At 43.6% G+C, this 17114-nt stretch carries 15 protein-coding genes; 10 read left to right on the top strand and 5 right to left on the bottom strand.

Features of this window, described 5'->3' with window-relative positions; translation table 11 throughout:
- The first annotated feature begins 159 nt into the window (after window positions 1-159).
- Window positions 160-654: a DUF1097 domain-containing protein gene (locus tag FKN88_RS02770; protein WP_040905013.1), complete on the top strand. Its 495-nt coding sequence runs from the start codon at window positions 160-162 to the stop codon at window positions 652-654.
- A 210-nt stretch (window positions 655-864) separates the two neighbouring features.
- Here FKN88_RS02770 and FKN88_RS02765 read toward each other — a convergent pair whose 3' ends face one another.
- Entirely contained in the window at window positions 865-2496 is a 1632-nt protein-coding gene (locus FKN88_RS02765; RefSeq protein WP_004396350.1) for an ATP-dependent endonuclease, read from the bottom strand.
- Window positions 2497-2746: 250 nt separating this feature from the next.
- Here FKN88_RS02765 and FKN88_RS02760 point away from each other — a divergent pair, with 250 nt between their 5' ends.
- From FKN88_RS02760 to FKN88_RS02750, 3 genes are all read left to right on the top strand, one after another.
- Window positions 2747-4486, top strand: coding sequence for a bifunctional UDP-sugar hydrolase/5'-nucleotidase (locus FKN88_RS02760; RefSeq protein ID WP_306687199.1), 1740 nt, complete (start codon window positions 2747-2749; stop codon window positions 4484-4486).
- A 405-nt stretch (window positions 4487-4891) separates the two neighbouring features.
- Entirely contained in the window at window positions 4892-5869 is a 978-nt protein-coding gene (locus tag FKN88_RS02755) for a TerC/Alx family metal homeostasis membrane protein (RefSeq protein WP_154171069.1), read from the top strand.
- 227 nt (window positions 5870-6096) lie between these two features.
- On the top strand, window positions 6097-6288 hold the full coding sequence (locus tag FKN88_RS02750) for a hypothetical protein (RefSeq protein WP_004396347.1): 192 nt from the start codon (window positions 6097-6099) through the stop codon (window positions 6286-6288).
- A gap of 95 nt (window positions 6289-6383) precedes the next feature.
- Here FKN88_RS02750 and FKN88_RS02745 read toward each other — a convergent pair whose 3' ends face one another.
- Window positions 6384-6950 (bottom strand): PhnA domain-containing protein, encoded by a 567-nt coding sequence (locus tag FKN88_RS02745; protein ID WP_154171068.1) that lies wholly within the window; start codon window positions 6948-6950, stop codon window positions 6384-6386.
- Window positions 6951-7088: 138 nt separating this feature from the next.
- Entirely contained in the window at window positions 7089-7883 is a 795-nt protein-coding gene (locus FKN88_RS02740; protein ID WP_154171067.1) for a M48 family metallopeptidase, read from the bottom strand.
- A gap of 147 nt (window positions 7884-8030) precedes the next feature.
- On the opposite strand from FKN88_RS02740, the gene FKN88_RS02735 reads away from it, so the two are divergent.
- From FKN88_RS02735 to FKN88_RS02720, 4 genes are all read left to right on the top strand, one after another.
- A complete protein-coding gene (locus FKN88_RS02735; protein ID WP_154171066.1) occupies window positions 8031-8486 on the top strand; it encodes a hotdog fold thioesterase in 456 nt (151 codons plus the stop codon).
- Window positions 8483-8716, top strand: a complete 234-nt coding sequence (locus tag FKN88_RS02730; RefSeq protein WP_154171065.1) for a DUF3389 domain-containing protein — start codon at window positions 8483-8485, stop codon at window positions 8714-8716. The genes FKN88_RS02735 and FKN88_RS02730 overlap by 4 nt, the downstream gene beginning before the upstream one ends.
- An 80-nt stretch (window positions 8717-8796) precedes the next feature.
- On the top strand, window positions 8797-10485 hold the full coding sequence (locus FKN88_RS02725; protein ID WP_154171064.1) for an SgrR family transcriptional regulator: 1689 nt from the start codon (window positions 8797-8799) through the stop codon (window positions 10483-10485).
- Between the two features lie 41 nt (window positions 10486-10526).
- Window positions 10527-11414: a LysR family transcriptional regulator gene (locus FKN88_RS02720; protein WP_154171063.1), complete on the top strand. Its 888-nt coding sequence runs from the start codon at window positions 10527-10529 to the stop codon at window positions 11412-11414.
- Window positions 11415-11431: 17 nt separating this feature from the next.
- Here FKN88_RS02720 and FKN88_RS02715 read toward each other — a convergent pair whose 3' ends face one another.
- Window positions 11432-14119 (bottom strand): bifunctional acetate--CoA ligase family protein/GNAT family N-acetyltransferase, encoded by a 2688-nt coding sequence (locus tag FKN88_RS02715; protein ID WP_154171062.1) that lies wholly within the window; start codon window positions 14117-14119, stop codon window positions 11432-11434.
- A 279-nt stretch (window positions 14120-14398) separates the two neighbouring features.
- On the opposite strand from FKN88_RS02715, the gene FKN88_RS02710 reads away from it, so the two are divergent.
- Together FKN88_RS02710 and FKN88_RS02705 are read left to right on the top strand one after the other, a co-directional pair.
- Window positions 14399-14974, top strand: a complete 576-nt coding sequence (locus FKN88_RS02710) for an SPOR domain-containing protein (protein ID WP_040905007.1) — start codon at window positions 14399-14401, stop codon at window positions 14972-14974.
- Window positions 14975-15169: 195 nt separating this feature from the next.
- A complete protein-coding gene (locus FKN88_RS02705; RefSeq protein WP_154171061.1) occupies window positions 15170-16174 on the top strand; it encodes a D-alanine--D-alanine ligase in 1005 nt (334 codons plus the stop codon).
- Here the strand turns inward: FKN88_RS02705 and FKN88_RS02700 are convergent.
- The gene (locus FKN88_RS02700; protein ID WP_154171060.1) at window positions 16158-17111 is read right to left on the bottom strand and encodes a tyrosine-type recombinase/integrase; all 954 of its coding nucleotides are present in this window, start codon (window positions 17109-17111) and stop codon (window positions 16158-16160) included. The two genes, FKN88_RS02705 and FKN88_RS02700, sit on opposite strands and share 17 nt — an antisense overlap.
- Between the last annotated feature and the right edge of the window lie 3 nt (window positions 17112-17114).

Raw genomic sequence — 17114 nt, 5'->3', positions numbered from 1 at the left:
TAAATCTGTTGATTTACCGTTTGCGTCACAATTTTATGTATTAAACTTCAATTGTTACTTTAAATATGTGTTCCCGATCACTGGTTATTGTGTTTGTTCCCCTTTACTATGCCGCTCATTGATAAGGTTGTTTGCAAGCGAGTCACTGCGGAGAAGATCATGAATATACTATTCGCCATTTCACTGACAACAGGGATCTTATCGGGTCTTTGGGGATGGATTGCTGTCTCGTTAGGGCTTCTCTCTTGGGCTGGTTTTTTAGGTTGCACCAGTTTTTTTGCTACGCCCAATGAAGGGATCAGAGGATTACTGCAAAGTTTACTGTGTAACATCAGCGGGGTTTTCTGGGCGTTAGTGATTATCTACAGCTCTTCGTGGATGGGGGTTGATGTATTAGGTTATATCATTACTGCAATGGTTGCCTTTATGATGTGTATTCAAGCGAGTAAAAGTTGGCTTGCTTATATTCCCGGTACCTTTATTGGATCTTGCGCAACATTTGCCGCAGCAGAGCAATGGCCTTTGGTGATCCCTTCATTACTGCTTGGGGGAGTTTTTGGTTATTTGATGAAAACGAGCGGAGTGTGGCTTCATCAACGCGCACAAAATGCTTCTCAAACTAAACGCTTAAAATCCATCAATCGGGTCAGTTAAATCGTTTACTTGATAACGGATCCATTCTTCAAAATACGATGGTTGGATTGCATTGCTTATTTTTGTATCAATGACCTCATATCATCTTTTCTGATATCGACATTCATATTTCCCCTAAATGTGACTGTTTTGCTCCTTTGATACTAAGCACAGCCTAAAGTTAACTGGCTGTGCTTTTTCTTTGTTTATTGATCGAACGTTCGGTGATCTCTAGCCATGACCGTTTGCCATCGTAATCACGCGTTTCAGTGTCCAGCGTAGTAGGACCGGGATAGATTCAAGACCATTTTTATCGCAGTGAGAAACAATCGCCAAAGCTAAGTCAGGTTTTGCGTGTTTTTTGAGTACGCGGCTAACCACTTTTTTAGCTGGAATAGGATGATCATGAGGGATCTTGACCATGTCTTTAAAAAAGTCTTCAAAGCCGTGAGAATAGAGAAAATGCTCGATATCACGATCAGGGAGTTCGGTTAATCGATGTCGAGGTTGATCATTGCCCAACATGCCGATCACTGTTGCCGCGTATTTCTTACCTGCAGGATCGCCGTCAGTAACCACATGCCATTCAATAGAAAAAGCTTTAGCCACTTTGATCAACGACTTTAATCCTGATTGGGCAAACTCGATAATTTGTACGCCTTCTGCAGCTAAGTTATAACCACATTGTCTTGCTAACTCACTAAATAACCAAACTTCAGTTTCGCCTTCTACCAATAGCCAACAGCGAGCGAAAAGCGCACCAGAACGATGAAAACGAATATGAAAACCAATTCTTCTTAACTCATCTCGGCTAACGCCATGGATCGGCATGCTGGTGGCGATCGTTTTATCTGATTGTCGAACTAAACGACGGATCGAGTGCAGGGGAACTGAGCCGAGGAGATCGCCACTATTAGTAGTTAAGATCTTTTGCATCGGTAACAACTCTAAAAGACTCCAGGCTCTGGCTAAGTGAGTGGGGTGTAAACGCCCTTCCGGATCTTCAACGATTAAAATCGGTCGCGCATAACGGCGAAGATCATTGGGTCCTTTCGCTTGAAGATAAGCATTAAGTAGCCCGAGCAGTAACAAACGCGTTTGGCGATTTTTGGTTTCATCGACAATTTGCGTTAAGCTTTTATCGTTGCTTGGTGAAGCGTAGACTAAGCTTTCACGTTCACGACGTGGGTTTTTACGTTTTTGATCTTTGAAAGAAAAATAATGCTCGACTAAGGCTTGCATAGCACTCAGGCTACTGCGCATTTCACCTTTATTGACATGGCCGGGAATCGCCATTAAGCGGCGACATGTATTATTAATGCGTTTCTCAACGCGAGTGTTTTTACCGTTACCTTCGACAAAGGGGCGTTCAAATTGTCGAGAGTCTCGCAGTCGGATCACCGGATGTAAATTCATCAGAGTTTGAGCGATTTGTGCGCTGTCATGAACTAAAATAGGATTACCGTCTAAATCTAAGAAAGCATAATCGGTTGAGATATCGTACTGTACCCGTGTTCCGCTGACACGATAAATGATTCGTTGATTGCCCTGTTCGTCTTGTCGCCACACCGGTTTCAGCTTGCGATAGCGTCCTGCGCGGTGTTCGCGAGGTTCAGTAGTGACAAAACTCAAAATGATTTGAATATCTTGGGTTTGGGGGTGAGAGACAGAATAGTCGACGTGGAAATCTTGCAATTCGAACTGGTAAGGCCGACCATCGGCAGGTAGCATGATGGAGAGCGCATCCAATAATGAGGATTTACCCCACGTATTCTCACCAATGAGGGTGGTTAACTCATCAAAAGCGAGCGATAAACGGCGAATGCCACGAAATCCTGATATTTCAATACGTTCTAGATGCATTGGCAATGTCCTTTTTCTCAACGCGTGCCTGCTTACGCTGAGCTTTTCTTTTAGCATAAAGGAAAAAGTCTGAAAAAGCAGACCGTTAAGGCTTGAAACTTGTCCTCATCTCACAAATTCATCCCTTTTATCTCGTATTACGTAATAAACGATAGGACAGTCGAACACTTTTTTTGCAAACCTATTTCATAAAAGTCACGATTCTGTCATGATTTTTCCGCTAGGATGAGCGCGAAAGAGAGAGAAAGTTATGAAAAAAATAAAAAATATTACATCAATCACTCTGGCTCATATCAATGATACCCATTCTTATTTTGAGCCAACATCATTACAACTGACCTTAAATATTGACGGGCAAACGATGACGCCTTTTGTCAGTGCAGGCGGTTTTGCACGTATCGCCACTCGTGTTGAGCAGTTAAGAGCCGATGCGAAGCGGATGCAGCGAGAGTTTATCTTGGTTCACGCTGGCGATTGTTTCCAAGGCACGCTCTATTTTTCGTTATTCAAAGGATTAGCGAACGCAGAAATGCTCAATTCACTGGGCCTTGATGCTATGACTTTAGGGAATCACGAGCTGGATATGGGTAATGATCCGGTGGCGCAATTTGCTGAGCGTATCCAGTTCCCTTTACTTGCCGGTAACTGGGATTTATCGCAAGAGCATGAAGATAAACCTCATCGTTTAGCGATGAATCCGCTCGTACATGCCTTTGATGTAGATAAACAGTGCGCTCGGTGGATTGTTAAATCTGCGCAGGGAAGTGATATCGCTCTCTTCGGTTTATCTTTGGATAAAATGGATGAGATAGCCAACCCAGATGCTGATACACCATTTATCAACGCGTTAGAAACAGCTAAAAATACTATTCAACAGATCCACAATGCTGGGATTAATAAAATTATTCTCGTCAGCCACTTAGGCTATGAAGCTGACAAAGAGTTAGCGGCTAAGGTCGATGGGATAAGTTTAATCGTCGGTGGTCATACTCACGTATTGCAAGGTGATTTTAGCTCACTTGGGTTAAGTAGTGAGGAATCCTATGGACAAAAAATTAACCAAACTTACGTTGTTCAAGCTGGGCTGTATGCATTGGCGTTAGGCCACTGCCAGATAGACTTTGATGAACAAGGTAACGTAGTGAATTTCTCAGGGCGTAACGAATTACTGCTTGGTCGACGATTATTTCTTGATGCGAGCATGAGTGAAGCAGGCAGTGATTCTGCTTATCTCGATGCCTGTGATTTTGTAAATAACCACCCTAATGTCGTGGTGTGTAAAAAAGATCCGCAAGTGCATGCTATTTTGCGCAATAAATACATTCCTCGTGTGCGAGAGTTGCAGCAACAAATCATTGGTCATGCTACTCAAGCACTACGTCATGTGCGTATTCCCGATCAAGAAGGACCCAGTGAATTGGCTCCTTTAGTGGCGAGATCCTTTATGCATGTGATGCGTAAACGTGGCTACCCGGTTCAGTTTGCGATTCATAATGCGGGCGGTGTGAGGACCTCCTTATCTGCCGGTGCTGTTTCTGTTGCCGATATTGCCGGAAAATTACTTCCGTTTGCCGTGCCGATTGGCGTTTATCGTTTAAAAGGTAAAAGCCTGGCTAAAGCCCTTGAAGGGGCAATTAATAACGCTTTAAATAATGGTGTCGAGGGCACGGGAGCGGGAAGTTATCCTTATACTCACCATCTTTCCTTTGAGTATCTGCCCGAACGACCGCTCGGAGAACGGATCGCCAATTTACAGATCTGGCAAAAGGGACAGTGGTATCCCGTACAAGCGGAACAGGAATATTGGGGAACGTCTTCGGCTTATACCATGAAAGGGAAAGAAGGCTATCAAGGACTGACAGAAATGAAAGGAGAAGGGAAAATCACTACGATTTCGATGGCCGATGCCTTTATTGAGTTTTTAACCGATAACCCCTCGATACTCAGTAATGACGCTGAACGACAAGAAACGGGACAATACACACGTTAATATGGCGTGTTCTTTGCAAAGCATTATGCGCTGTGACTCAAACAGGGGAGAAGCCAATGTGGAGCAAAGACTGGTTAGATGCTTTAGTGGTCGTCGTTTGGATTAGTTTATGGGCAGGTTTAGTGTATGCTTTGCCCTTCGCAGGAATTTAATTGCTATCAACTCTAGACGAAAGTAGCGACTCAGCATAAAATGGCGACGTTTGGGGAGTAGTCGCCATTTGTTTATTTGTCGTCATCACGTTAAGCATCGCTTATCCGGCAAATATAAATAGTTTGTTTATCACTTCTATTTCGACGAGACCAACGCATTCCATACTGCTTATTTAGGCAGTGAACTAACTGGTATGCGGAAGGTGTCGTTTTCCTATCGAGAATCCGTTTTCCTTCCGCCTGTGGAGGAAGCATGACCCCGATCATCTACATTTCGTTTGCGTTATTAACGTTTGCTCTGGTTGCTATGGATATTTGGCAAACTCGTGGTAACCGAATAACCCTGCAACGCGCGCTAAGCTGGAGCGTGGTCTGGATTTTACTCGCGTTTTTGTTTGCGGCAGTCCTTTATCTATTTTGGGATGATTATGCTGTTCATAGCCCTTATAGCGCCTCGCAAGCAACATTAGCTTTTCTAACCGGTTATCTACTCGAGAAATCGCTTAGTATTGATAATTTGTTTGTCTTTGCGATTATTTTTCATCAATACGCTGTGCCGGAGTCGCTTCGTCCAAGAGCGCTTTTGTTCGGAGTGATTGGCGCGCTTGTGTTGCGTGCGGTGATGATTATCGTTGGTGCTCAATTACTCGAACAATATCATGGCTTATTGTATGTGTTTGCCCTGTTCTTAATGTGGACGGGGGTGCAGTTATTACGAGAAAAGCCAGCGAGTCACGCTAATCCATTAGCAGAAAGAATCATCCGACGTTGCTGTCGAGTGACGAATCAATACCAAGGACATGCACTTTGGGTACGTGTTGGCAAACGCTGGTGGGTTACTCCGATGTTGATCGTTGTTGGTGTGATCGCCTGTATGGACGTGATGTTTGCACTGGATTCTATTCCAGCCATCTTTGCGGTGACCAGAGAGCCTTTTCTCGTGCTCGCTGCTAACGTTTTCGCTTTGCTTGGCTTGCGTTCATTATTTTTTGTTTTACAAGGCTTGCTGGATAAGTTTATCTATTTAAAACCGGCGTTAGCTTTCATTATGATGTTTATTGGCGTAAAAATGTTACTGGTTGGATCCCGCTGGGAAATCCCGACTTGGATATCATTGTCGGTGCTATTAACCACCATGCTATTTGCGATCATCGCATCACTTGTTAAAGGGCAGGCTCGATCTCAAGCTTCTGTTATTAAGTTAGAAAATAGTGACTTTACGCGAGAGTAAAATATTTGTTAATGAAAAGCCTGAAAAATCGTAGAGCGATTGTCCTTATGCATTTTATGGTTAAATAGTAGCTTTAAATGCGTTTGTTTTGAATATATATTCCGCAGTTGTTATGGGGTTGTTTCATTAGTTTTTTTAATTCGAAATGACAAATTTTGTCACTTCTTTTGTAGCAATAGCTTGCTTAAAATGCGCGCAAATAAGTTACCGAATTAAGAGAGGCTCACATGGCACAAGCAATGCGTTTAGGTACTTTAACAGCACCCACCTCTATGGATAAAAAAACCTATGCGGTTAACTTCAAAGGATTGATAGCTCATTTGGTGGATATTCTTTTTGTGGAAACGAAACAAACAACGTATTACCACACTGCAGAATTATCTAGCCATATTCAACGTGATATTGGATTAACACGTTAAGCAAAAAGATAAGTTGTTAAAAGACAAAAGCCGACGAAAACGTCGGCTTTTTGCTATATACATTTAGCGCTTAGCAAAGATAAGCACAAAGTTGCTTATTTCTTGCGGCAATACTCAGCGATAATGTACATAGTTTGACCATTAACTTTACCCTGAATGTGCTTTGGATCATCGGTTAAGTTAATACCACGTACCGCCGTTCCTTGTTTGATGACCATGCTTGAGCCTTTCACTGGAAGATCTTTGATCACCGTGATGTCATCGCCTTTTTTGAGCTCGACACCATTCACGTCACGGGGTTTATCTTCATCATCGTTCATACCAATTTCGGCCCATTTTTGAAGATCTTCTTCCATATACATCATATCCAGCAAATCTTGCGCCCAGCTTTCTGTTGCTGATAAGCGCTTGAGTTGACGCCATGCCATTACCTGAACGGGCGCCACTTGGCTCCACATACTGTCATTTAGACAGCGCCAGTGATTCGCGTCCATCGTTTCAGGTTGTTCGATTTGTGAGCTGCAGGTGGCGCAAAGCATGATAGCGTGATCGACGGTGATCTGTGTATGCGGAGCAACCACATAAGGAGACAGCGAGCTCTGTGCTGCGCACAGTTCACATTTTGAGTCACAGCGTTCGAGTAAAGTTGCTTCAGTAGACATTGATTCCCACCTCTATAAGATTAAGTTCGCGGGTATTATCCACTTTATGCCTACGATTGGAAGGGTTAAACCCCGAGAATATTCTGCAACTCTCGGGGTAGTGAAGACAATTAAAGTCGTTTTGAACAGGATGTTAGTTTATGGTCCACAATTGGGCGCTTGTCGCGTGGTATCTGGCAATGTTGAGATCTTCGCAGCCAGATCATTAATGCGTGTGCTGTGGGAAGGATGGGTCGATAGTAGCTCAGGTGGTTGCTGTCCCATCGAAGCTCTTGCCATATTTCGCCATAGTTCGATACTTTGTGTCGGATCAAACCCAGCTTGGGCCATTAAGGTTAATCCTAAGCGATCCGCTTCTGATTCTTGGCGGCGGCCATAAGGCATAATCACGCCATATTGAACACCGACACCTAAAGCCGCCATCGTCAAATCACGATATTGTGCATATTCTGAAGCTCCTAAAGCAACATCGGTGACTTGTAATCCGACATTGGCCAGTTGGGCTTGAGAGAGGCGTTCATTACTATGATTGGCAAGTACATGAGCAATTTCATGACCAATCACCGTTGCCAGTTGATCTTGATTGACGGCAACGCTTAGTAATCCGGTATAAACTCCGATTTTGCCGCCAGGTAGGGCAAAAGCATTCACTTGTGGACTATCAAACAGGACAACTTCCCATTGCTCGACGCTAGGCTGCGCTGGGACGTACTGAAGAAGGGCATCGGTGACGCATTGTACGTAGCGAGTCAAGGCCGCATCTTGACTGATCGGCAACTCACTTTTCATTTGACTAAAAGATTGCACGCCGAGCGTGCTCATTTGGGTATTCGAGAACAGCAATAGCTGGTTGCGCCCAGTTGGCGAAGCGCTGCAAGCGGTTAAACCCATCAACGTTATCATTAAGCTTAAGATTTTTATTCTTAAACGCATAACACATCCTTAATCATAATCATCCCTATAATGACTCGGTAGGATAGATAGCCAAGTGGTTGTACAATATACCCAAGTTTGTTGGATATGCAATATTGCTGGATGCGCGTTGTTGACGGCTATTGATGTATTTTATTAAGGGTGAACATGAACATTTGGAAAAAGCCAATCAGTTTAGAGCGATTAAATGCCACGTCAAAAAATACCATGATGGAGCATTTGAATATTATTTATACCGAGATCACGGAAAACACTATCTCGGCAACCATGCCAGTCTGTTCGTATACACATCAACCATTGGGAATGTTGCATGGTGGAGCATCGGTGGTTTTAGCTGAAACCTTAGGCTCCATTGCCGGTAATTTTGCCGTCGATAAGACTCGCTATTGTGTAGGATTAGACATTAATGCTAATCACTTGCGGGCTATGCGACAAGGTCAGGTAATTGGCACGGCGAAACCTATCCATATTGGGATTTCCACTCAAGTTTGGCAGATAGATATTACCGATGAACAAGGCCGCTTGGTCTGTGTCAGCCGTTTAACGTTAGCGGTCAAACAGCAGCGTAATAAAGTAAGCCAAGATAGCGAGGCAAGCGAATGATGATGGAATTTTCCGGTGGGAAAATTATTGCCACCGCACATGAAGTGGTGGTGCGTTTACTGGGTGAACATTCAATTAGCCTACAATCATCAAGTGACAATGTCACTTTGCTTGGCAGAGGCGCGAATGTACTGTTAGCCAACAGTGGTGGTGTAAAATGGTCGGTTAAGCTCGATAACAGTGAGCAATTATCTGAGCTTGCTCAATCTTTAGGTTGCGATATCTCCTAAACTGGTGGCCTGCTCTTGCACTGAAGGACCTAAATAGAGGAAACTGTAGTAAGTTTTTAAGATATAGAGTTTCCTCCTTTATGAGTAGCCCTCGCTTACGTGTCCAATTTGAAACCTTATTTGCTCATTTTCATGGTCAAGATGCAGAGACGCAATTAGACGATATTACCGACATTTTATTTTGCACTCGACGTAATGCGCGCATTGTTCTCAACAAATTAGAAGATGAGGGGTGGATTGAATGGCATCCCGCTCCAGGACGCGGCAAACTCTCACAGCTTATTTTTAAACGTAGTCGGGCAGATGTCAGTGAAAACCTTGCTCGCCGTTATCTGCAAGAAGGCAAGATAGGTCAAGCGCTGGCGGTATTGGATCAAGATGCCGCTAAGTTAACCCAAGTTATCCAAAGTTACCTAGGTGTACAACACCAAGAGGGCTTGCAAGTGGTGCGTTTGCCGTATTATCGACCACTTTCTATGCTTAATCCCACGAAGCCGATGCGCCGTTCAGAGCTGCATATTGCGCGGCAAATTTATTCTGGTTTGACTCGTTTAGATGAAGAGGAACAGCTACAAGCGGATCTTGCGCATCACTGGCAAGCGTTAAGTCCAACACACTGGCGGTTTTATTTACGCCCTGGAGTACGTTTTCATAACGGTGAATTAATGACCACTGAGATAGTGGTACAGAGTCTATGGCAATTACGTTTGGTGAATTTGTTTGCGCACATTGACGCCATTACGACTCCGGATAATTGGGTCGTCGATATTCATCTAGCCAAACCCGATACTCGCTTACCGTTATTGCTGGCAGAATCTTGTGCAAAAATTTTATTGCCAGAGTCATTAAGAGCGGATGACTTTGATCAAAAACCGGTGGGCAGTGGTCCTTATAAGGTATTCGTTAATGATGAGAAAAGGCTAGTGCTACAAGCATTTGATGGCTATTTTGGTTTTCGTCCATTGCTGGACCGTGTCGAAGTATGGGTTATTGATGAAGTGCACTCCTCAATGGTATTTCCGAGCTTAACGCATCCGATGAAAAGTCAACGCGGTTCATTTAGTGAAGATGTTGAACTCGATCCCGGTTGCACTTATTTATTACTCAATCGTCGTAATGGGATTGCGTCTAATGAGGTTTGGGCCAATTATCTACAAACTAAACTCAGTGCGCTGAATTTATTTCGTTTGTTACCAGAAGAAAAAGTGGTTGAACTGGGCGTATTGCCTGCTTATGGATTAAAGCCGGGTTGGTATCATCAAAATGGACCAATGTCAGCCGTTGAACCGCCAATCGGTAATACCGTTACAGTTGCTTATCATGCCCAGCATCCTATGTTTCCTACTTTAGCGAAGTGTATTGAACGCCTACTTAAAGAAGATGGCATTGAGGTAACTTTCATTAAATATGAATTAACCGTCGATGATGTCGATCAGGTAGACATTTGGATCAAAGCAATGGGCATCGCTAACCATAGGGATGATGCACTGGCTGGCTGGTTATTGGATTACTCTGATATTGAACCAATGAGTCAAGCTGAGGATTTTTATCGTTGGTCTGGATTGATTGATCAATGGCGTGCGAGCGATGAATCAACCCCTTTTCCCGCTCAAGAGCTCGGTAAGTCCTTAGTCGCCAGTAAACAGATCATTCCAATGTTTCATTGCTGGTTAGGGGTGAATAAAGATCAATGTGGTGCGTTACAAAATGCAAAGTGCAATGCCTTAGGCTGGTTTGATTTTAGCCAAGTATGGGTAAAGCCAGAGTAAAACGATCGTCTAATCACCGATCTTGTATGAGGAAAGAAGAGATGCAAAGCCCGATTACTTTAGAAGCGCTACATATCCTTGATGCGATTGATCGCCGTGGCAGTTTTGCTGCCGCGGCCAATGAACTGAACCGCGCACCAAGCTCATTGAGTTATCAAATTCAAAAGCTTGAACAAGATTTGGATATGATGATTTTTGATCGCTCTGGTCACAAAGCCAGTTTTACTGATGCCGGACGGTTGATCCTTGAGCGTGGGCGAACCATTTTGTCGGCCGCCGAGAAGCTAGTTAACGATGCGACGTTACTTGCTAACGGTTGGGAATTGGATATTACATTGGCTTTTGATGGCATCATTCCGGTCGCGAATTTTTTTCCTTTGGTGGATGCGTTAGGTAATGTCAGTAAAACTCGGATTCGTCTACAAGAAGAGATTTTAGCCGGAAGTTGGGAGTCTCTCGCTACAGGAAGAGCCGATTTACTGATTTGCCCCAAAATAGACAGTTTACCGCAAGAAGTAAAATCAGAGCGATTAGGCTCAATGTCACTGATTTGGGTTGCTGCGAGCGATCATTATGTTCATCGCCGTCGTGGTGAGTTTGATGAGCAGGCTCGACAGAAGTATCGAGTGATTGCGATTGCCGATACAGCGCGGGAACAGCCAGCGATGAGTATTAATATCTTAGAAAAACAGCCGCGTTTGACGGTGAGTAATTTTAATGCCAAATGCCAAGCGCTGGTGGAGGGATTAGGTATTGGTACCTTACCGATACAAATCGCCCAGCCGTTGATTGCCAGTGGGCAGTTGCAAAAGATATCGGGCAGCATGGATAAACATATTGATATTGTTATGGCGTGGCGTAGAAATACGACGGGTGAAGCCAAATCGTGGTGTATTCAATATTTGAAAAAACATTGGAATCTCGTCTGATCTACTAGAGTATTGGTTTACGGTTTGGTCAGGGTTAAGACCATATCTGCCGTTCCATCTTCAAAATGGATCTCGATACTAAAGCCCAGTTTTTGGGCTAAACTGAGCATCCCTTTATTGCTAGGCATGGTCATACCTGAGATGCGGGCAGTGCCTTTCGCTTGGCAGTAATCAATGATCTTTTTCATTAGTAATGATCCGAGCCCTTTACCTTTAAGATCGGAGCGGATCAAAATGGCAAATTCAGCATCACTATTATCATGGTTGATCAATGCTCGTGAGACGCCAATGATCTCTGCTGGTGAGGTTTTATGGCTGACAGCAACAAAAGCCATCTCTCGGTCGTAATCAATTTGGGTAAAGTTGGCTAGCGCTTCGTGATTAAATTCACCGACATCCGAAAAAAAGCGTTTGTACAGATCTTCTTTTGAGACTCGATGAATGAAAGCGGCATGTTGTGGCTCATCTTCGGGGAGAATCGGCCTAAGAGTTAACGGCTCCCCATCTTTAGCGATGACATTTTCCACCAATTCAGAAGGATAGGGACGGATAGCTAACCGACTTTGCGCATCCCCTTCGAAACGCTGTAATATCAAATCGGCATCTAGAATCGTAAATTGATCACCATTGACCAGTAAAGGGTGGATATCCAATTCATGTACTTGTGGACACTCAATAATCAGTTGGGAAATTCGGACTAAAAACTCGGATAAACCGTCAATGTTTATTGGTACTGGTTGTTTTTGTAGACGAATTTTACCGCTGCGTAGCGCCCGAACAATTAAATATCTTGCTAATGTACTATTTAATGGTGGTAATGCAGCGACTGCATCCAGAGACTCTTCCCATTCAGAACCGCCTTGCCCCAGTAAAATCACCGGACCAAAAATAGCATCGTGTTTGACTTTAATACGTAACTCTTCTCCTCCGCCCAACTTGGCCATCGCTTGCACCAACAAGCCATACACCCTAGCTGCAGGGTAGGAGAGTTGAGTTCTATCAAGGATCGATTGCGCGGCATTGGCGACTTCGTTACGGTTGCGTAGGTTAAGCATAACGCCTTGTACATCGGATTTATGAGCAATATCTGGTGAACGCAATTTTACCGCAACCGGATAGCCAATCGTTTCTGCTATGTGTACCGCCTCACTGCTGTCCGAAGCAATCCAAGTCGGTAACACATTAAAATGAAAGCATTTGAGAAAACTGCCTATTTGATGAGTATCAATGTGTACACTTTCTTGTTCACTTAAATGCTCGGCGATCCACGCTTTGGCGCTATTGATTTCTGAAGCGGTCACCAACTCAGTGGTCGTCGGGGTTTCCATCAACTGTTTTTGGTTACGCCTAAATTCAACCAAATGCATGAAAGCGACGACGGCACTTTCTGGCGTGCGGTAGGTCGGGATACCGGCTTGAGTAAAAATGTGCCGAGCAGGGCGAGCGGTAAGTTCCCCAGACCAATTAGTCAGAATATTAAAACGCCTCGCCCGAGGATGGTTTTTAATCACCTCAACAATAGCCATTGCTGTTTGTTCTGAGTGCGCGATGGCGGAAGGAGAGTGCATAATCAGAATGGCATCGATATCATCACTGTCGAGTACCGCTTTTAACGCATTAATATAACGAGTGTGGTCAGCATCCCCAACAATATCAATCGGGTTATTTTGCGACCAACTACGCGGAAGGCATTGATCCAGTTGTTGGTAAACGGTATGGCTTAATTGTGCTAATTTGCCTCCGCGTTCGAGTAACGTATCGACAGCCATAATAGCAGGCCCACCACCATTAGTGATGATCGCTAGCCGCTCGCCTTGGAGTGGTACGGCATGAGTTAACGTTTCAACGGCCGCAAACAGCTCATGCGTATTATTAACCCTCAGCATACCGGTTCTGCGAATGGCAGAGTCATAAATAATATCTAGGGTATCTTCGCCGCCAGTGTGTATTTTAGCCGCTTTTCTCCCTGCAGCCGTTCTACCACCTTTTAAAACAAGTATTCGTCGATTACGAGACGCGGCACGTGCCGCGGATAAAAAGCGGCGTGCATCTTTAATAGTATCAACATACAACAAAATCGCGTGAGTGTGCTTGTCGATACTGAGCGAATCGAGTAAATCAGCGAAGTCGATATCGCAGGCGTTGCCTAGGGAGACAAAAGCCGAAAAGCCAATTTGTTTATCATTGGCCCAGTCAAGAATCGTAGTACAGACGGCTGCTGACTGAGAAATAAAAGCAATATGGCCCTTTAAGGCATTGACTGGAGAGAATGAGCCATTGAAGTGTATCCAAGGCAGAATAATACCGAGGCTATTAGGGCCAAGCACACGTATACCCGCTTGTTTGGCTATCGTTAGGCACTGTTGCTGAATTTCATGCTGCTGGGCATCTTCACTGTACATATCGGCAGATAACACGATAACACATGAAACGCCTTTCTCTGCCAATTGACGGAAAAGTTCAAGATTACGAGAAGCATGGGTACAAAGAATAGCAATATCAGGAACGAGAGGTAAATCAAGCACGGTCTTATAAGCCAAGACCCCACACACAGAAGGATAATGAGGCGTTACTGGCATAATTGCACCATCGAAACCGCCCTGAAGTAGGTTTTTCATGACGATATTACCGGCACGAAAAGATCGCGTTGAAGCGCCGATCACAGCCACAGATCTTGGATTAAGTAGCGGGTTAATAGAATTCATGATGCAAAAGACCTAAAAGGTAACGAGCCAATAACTAAGTTTTGCCTTTAGCATGAAGTCTTCACCAAAGGTCAATACAGCCATATCAACAACACTGTAGTTAAAATTATCTAATGGTGTTGATGTATTTAGTCTGGATGTGATCTTCATGACATCATCTCTCTTTCACTTTGTGCCACAAATCACAGGATAATCAGAGATAATCACATCCTATACTTGATTATAAGACGCGCTATCGGCATGATTTACATTACTTTCTATCTAAGGTGTTATTGGTTTATGAAAAGAATTGCGATTGTTGGCTTGTGCGCGCTGCTGGCCGCCTGTGCCTCAGAAAATTATATCACGGATGTAACAACTCAAAGCCACACGGAAGAGTTTGCCGTGGCTGATATTCCTAAACCTATTGTCTCAGAAAGAGGTAACGCTGACGGTGTCTCCGAGCGTAATGTTCAAGCTCAAGTGATCAAAATGGCTCCGGCTGAAGAGAAACAAATCGTCAAAGCAACGCCGCCAGCCAAACCTAAAGTCACTATTGCACCACCAACCGAACAGCAATTAGCAATGAATCCACGTTATGGCTTCACCATTCAAGTTGTTGCCGTTGGGGCGCAAACTAAGGTTGATCAATTTGCGAATCAGTTACCTAAAGATGAACAACCGATCTGGGAAAACTATAAAGTCGTTAATGGTACGAAATGGTACACAGTCTTGTATGGTGATTACGCCACTCGTCAGGAAGCGTTGAACGCCTTGCAAAGATTGCCAGAAGAATTCCGTGACTTGAAACCATTCGTTAAGAGCATTGATAGTATTAAAAACTCAGATTTCCCCACACTAAATAAACTCAACTAATGAACGTTTACAACAGGGGCCTTTGCCCCTGTACTGTTTATTCTCTACACAATTAAACTAAGATTAGGTAATAAATCCTCTTCTATGGTGTACCTCTGTGCTGAATTGTCTATCATAGCCGATAAAATGAATGTAGTTACTGCATCACTTGGCCTCGTGGCCTGCAACCGAATTTTGGTGTAACGGAACAGTGTAATGAAAAAAACAACAATTTTACTTTTATGTGGTGGGGGCTCATCAGAACATGAGATCTCGCTAGTTTCCGCTGATTATTTGCAGCAACAACTGACGTTAACGCCATCGTTCGACGTGATTCGAGTAGAGATGAAACCTGCTGGCTGGTTTACTGATTCTGGCGATATGGTTTATCTTGATACGAACTCTGCCTCACTAAACAGTGAGCATGGATCTCGTCGCATTGACTTTGTTGTGCCTTGCATCCACGGTTATCCGGGAGAAACGGGCGACATCCAATCGATGCTAGAGCTGGCCGGCATCCCATATTTAGGATGTGGACCAGAAGCCAGTAGTAATAGTTTCAATAAAATCACGTCGAAACTATGGTATGACGCACTCGGTATTCCTAATACACCCTACTTATTTTTAACAGAAAATAACGATGAAGCTTTGTGTAAAGCTCAGCAAGCCTTTGATAAATGGGGTGCAGTGTTTATTAAGGCGGCTCGACAAGGTTCATCGGTTGGCTGTTACAAGGTCACCGATAAGCAGCAAATTGCCAAGGCAATTGATGATGCCTTTACCTTTTCTGATCAAGTGCTGGTTGAACAAGCCGTCAAACCACGAGAATTAGAAGTCGCCGCTTATGAGCTCGGTGGCAAACTCCATATTACTCAGCCTGGCGAGATTATTGCTCCTGATGATGCTTTTTATAGCTATGAAGAGAAATACAGCGCAAATAGCCACTCAATGACTAAAGTGACTGCGGATAATATCACCGCAGAGCAAAGAGACCTCATTAAGCGCTATGCAGAGAAAGTTTTTGTGCATATGAAATTAAGACATCTTGCTCGAATTGACTTTTTCCTTACCTCACAAGGTGAAATTTATCTTAATGAAGTGAATACTTTCCCGGGTATGACGCCCATTTCAATGTTCCCGAAAATGCTGGAACACCACGGCCACTCATTCTCCGTGTTTTTAGCTGATTGTGTCCAACGTTCACTTATGTCCAAGGTTTAATTCGAGTAAATTTTATTTTAGCGACTGCTGCGGTGTGTAACTTACCTAAGTATTGGTTAGGCATCGCAGGGCTTAACCAACGGCCAAAACTTTGAATATCTTTAGTATGATAGCCTTGTTCAGCTAGCTCTTTTACTGCACCAATTCGGGTCGATTGACCTGAAAACTTTAAATGTGGTAGCGCTAATAAATCACCAGCACGCCTTAATATACGATAGATGGATGAATCATCTAAAGGTCGATTATTGATATTGCCATGCCTATCCATTGAGCGAAAAACTGCGCCGTCTTGCTGAGAGATTAATGCTGTCCAACGAGCTAATATTTGCTGGGCGGAAGGGGATAATTGATAGATTTCATTGCCGATCCTAAGTTGACTATGATCTTCTGTAATATCCGTGAAGCTTAGCTTTTTAAGCTCTCCTCGTTTCATGGCACATTCAAACATCACGTGATAGATAGCTAAATCACGTATCGCGAGGCTTTCATTACTTTCAACCATCAATTGATAAAGTGATGCCAAGTGTTGACGAGTAAAACATTCAGCTTGTTTCTCATCGCCGTATTTTTCTGCCCTTAAGCGTTGAAGAAGTTGACGAACTTGAACATTCAACGTCGGATCTTTTTGATTCAGTAAGTAATGAATCATACCGATAGTGACAGAGTAACGTCTAATGGTACTAAACTTTCTTACCTTGGCTTCACTTTCAAGAAATAATCTAACGGCGGTAACGGACGCCGGTAAAGGGTTTACTGATTTTCTTTGGCAAAATTCAGTGAAAATATTCCAATCTTTACTAAAGGCGAGTAATGAATTTTTTTGATAGTGTCCTTGGGTCAATAGAGCAAGCTGCTGTGGTGTGATAGGATGCTTAAATTCCAATAATTTAGCTTTGATCTGTTTTGCTTCGGTCAATTGTACAAGAGGTCTTTTCATGTT

It is taken from the genome of Vibrio sp. 2017_1457_13 (assembly GCF_030851525.1).
Taxonomy (GTDB): domain Bacteria; phylum Pseudomonadota; class Gammaproteobacteria; order Enterobacterales; family Vibrionaceae; genus Vibrio; species Vibrio metschnikovii.
Note: the sequence above shows the minus strand (reverse complement) of the source record. Positions and strands in the feature narration are given on the sequence as shown.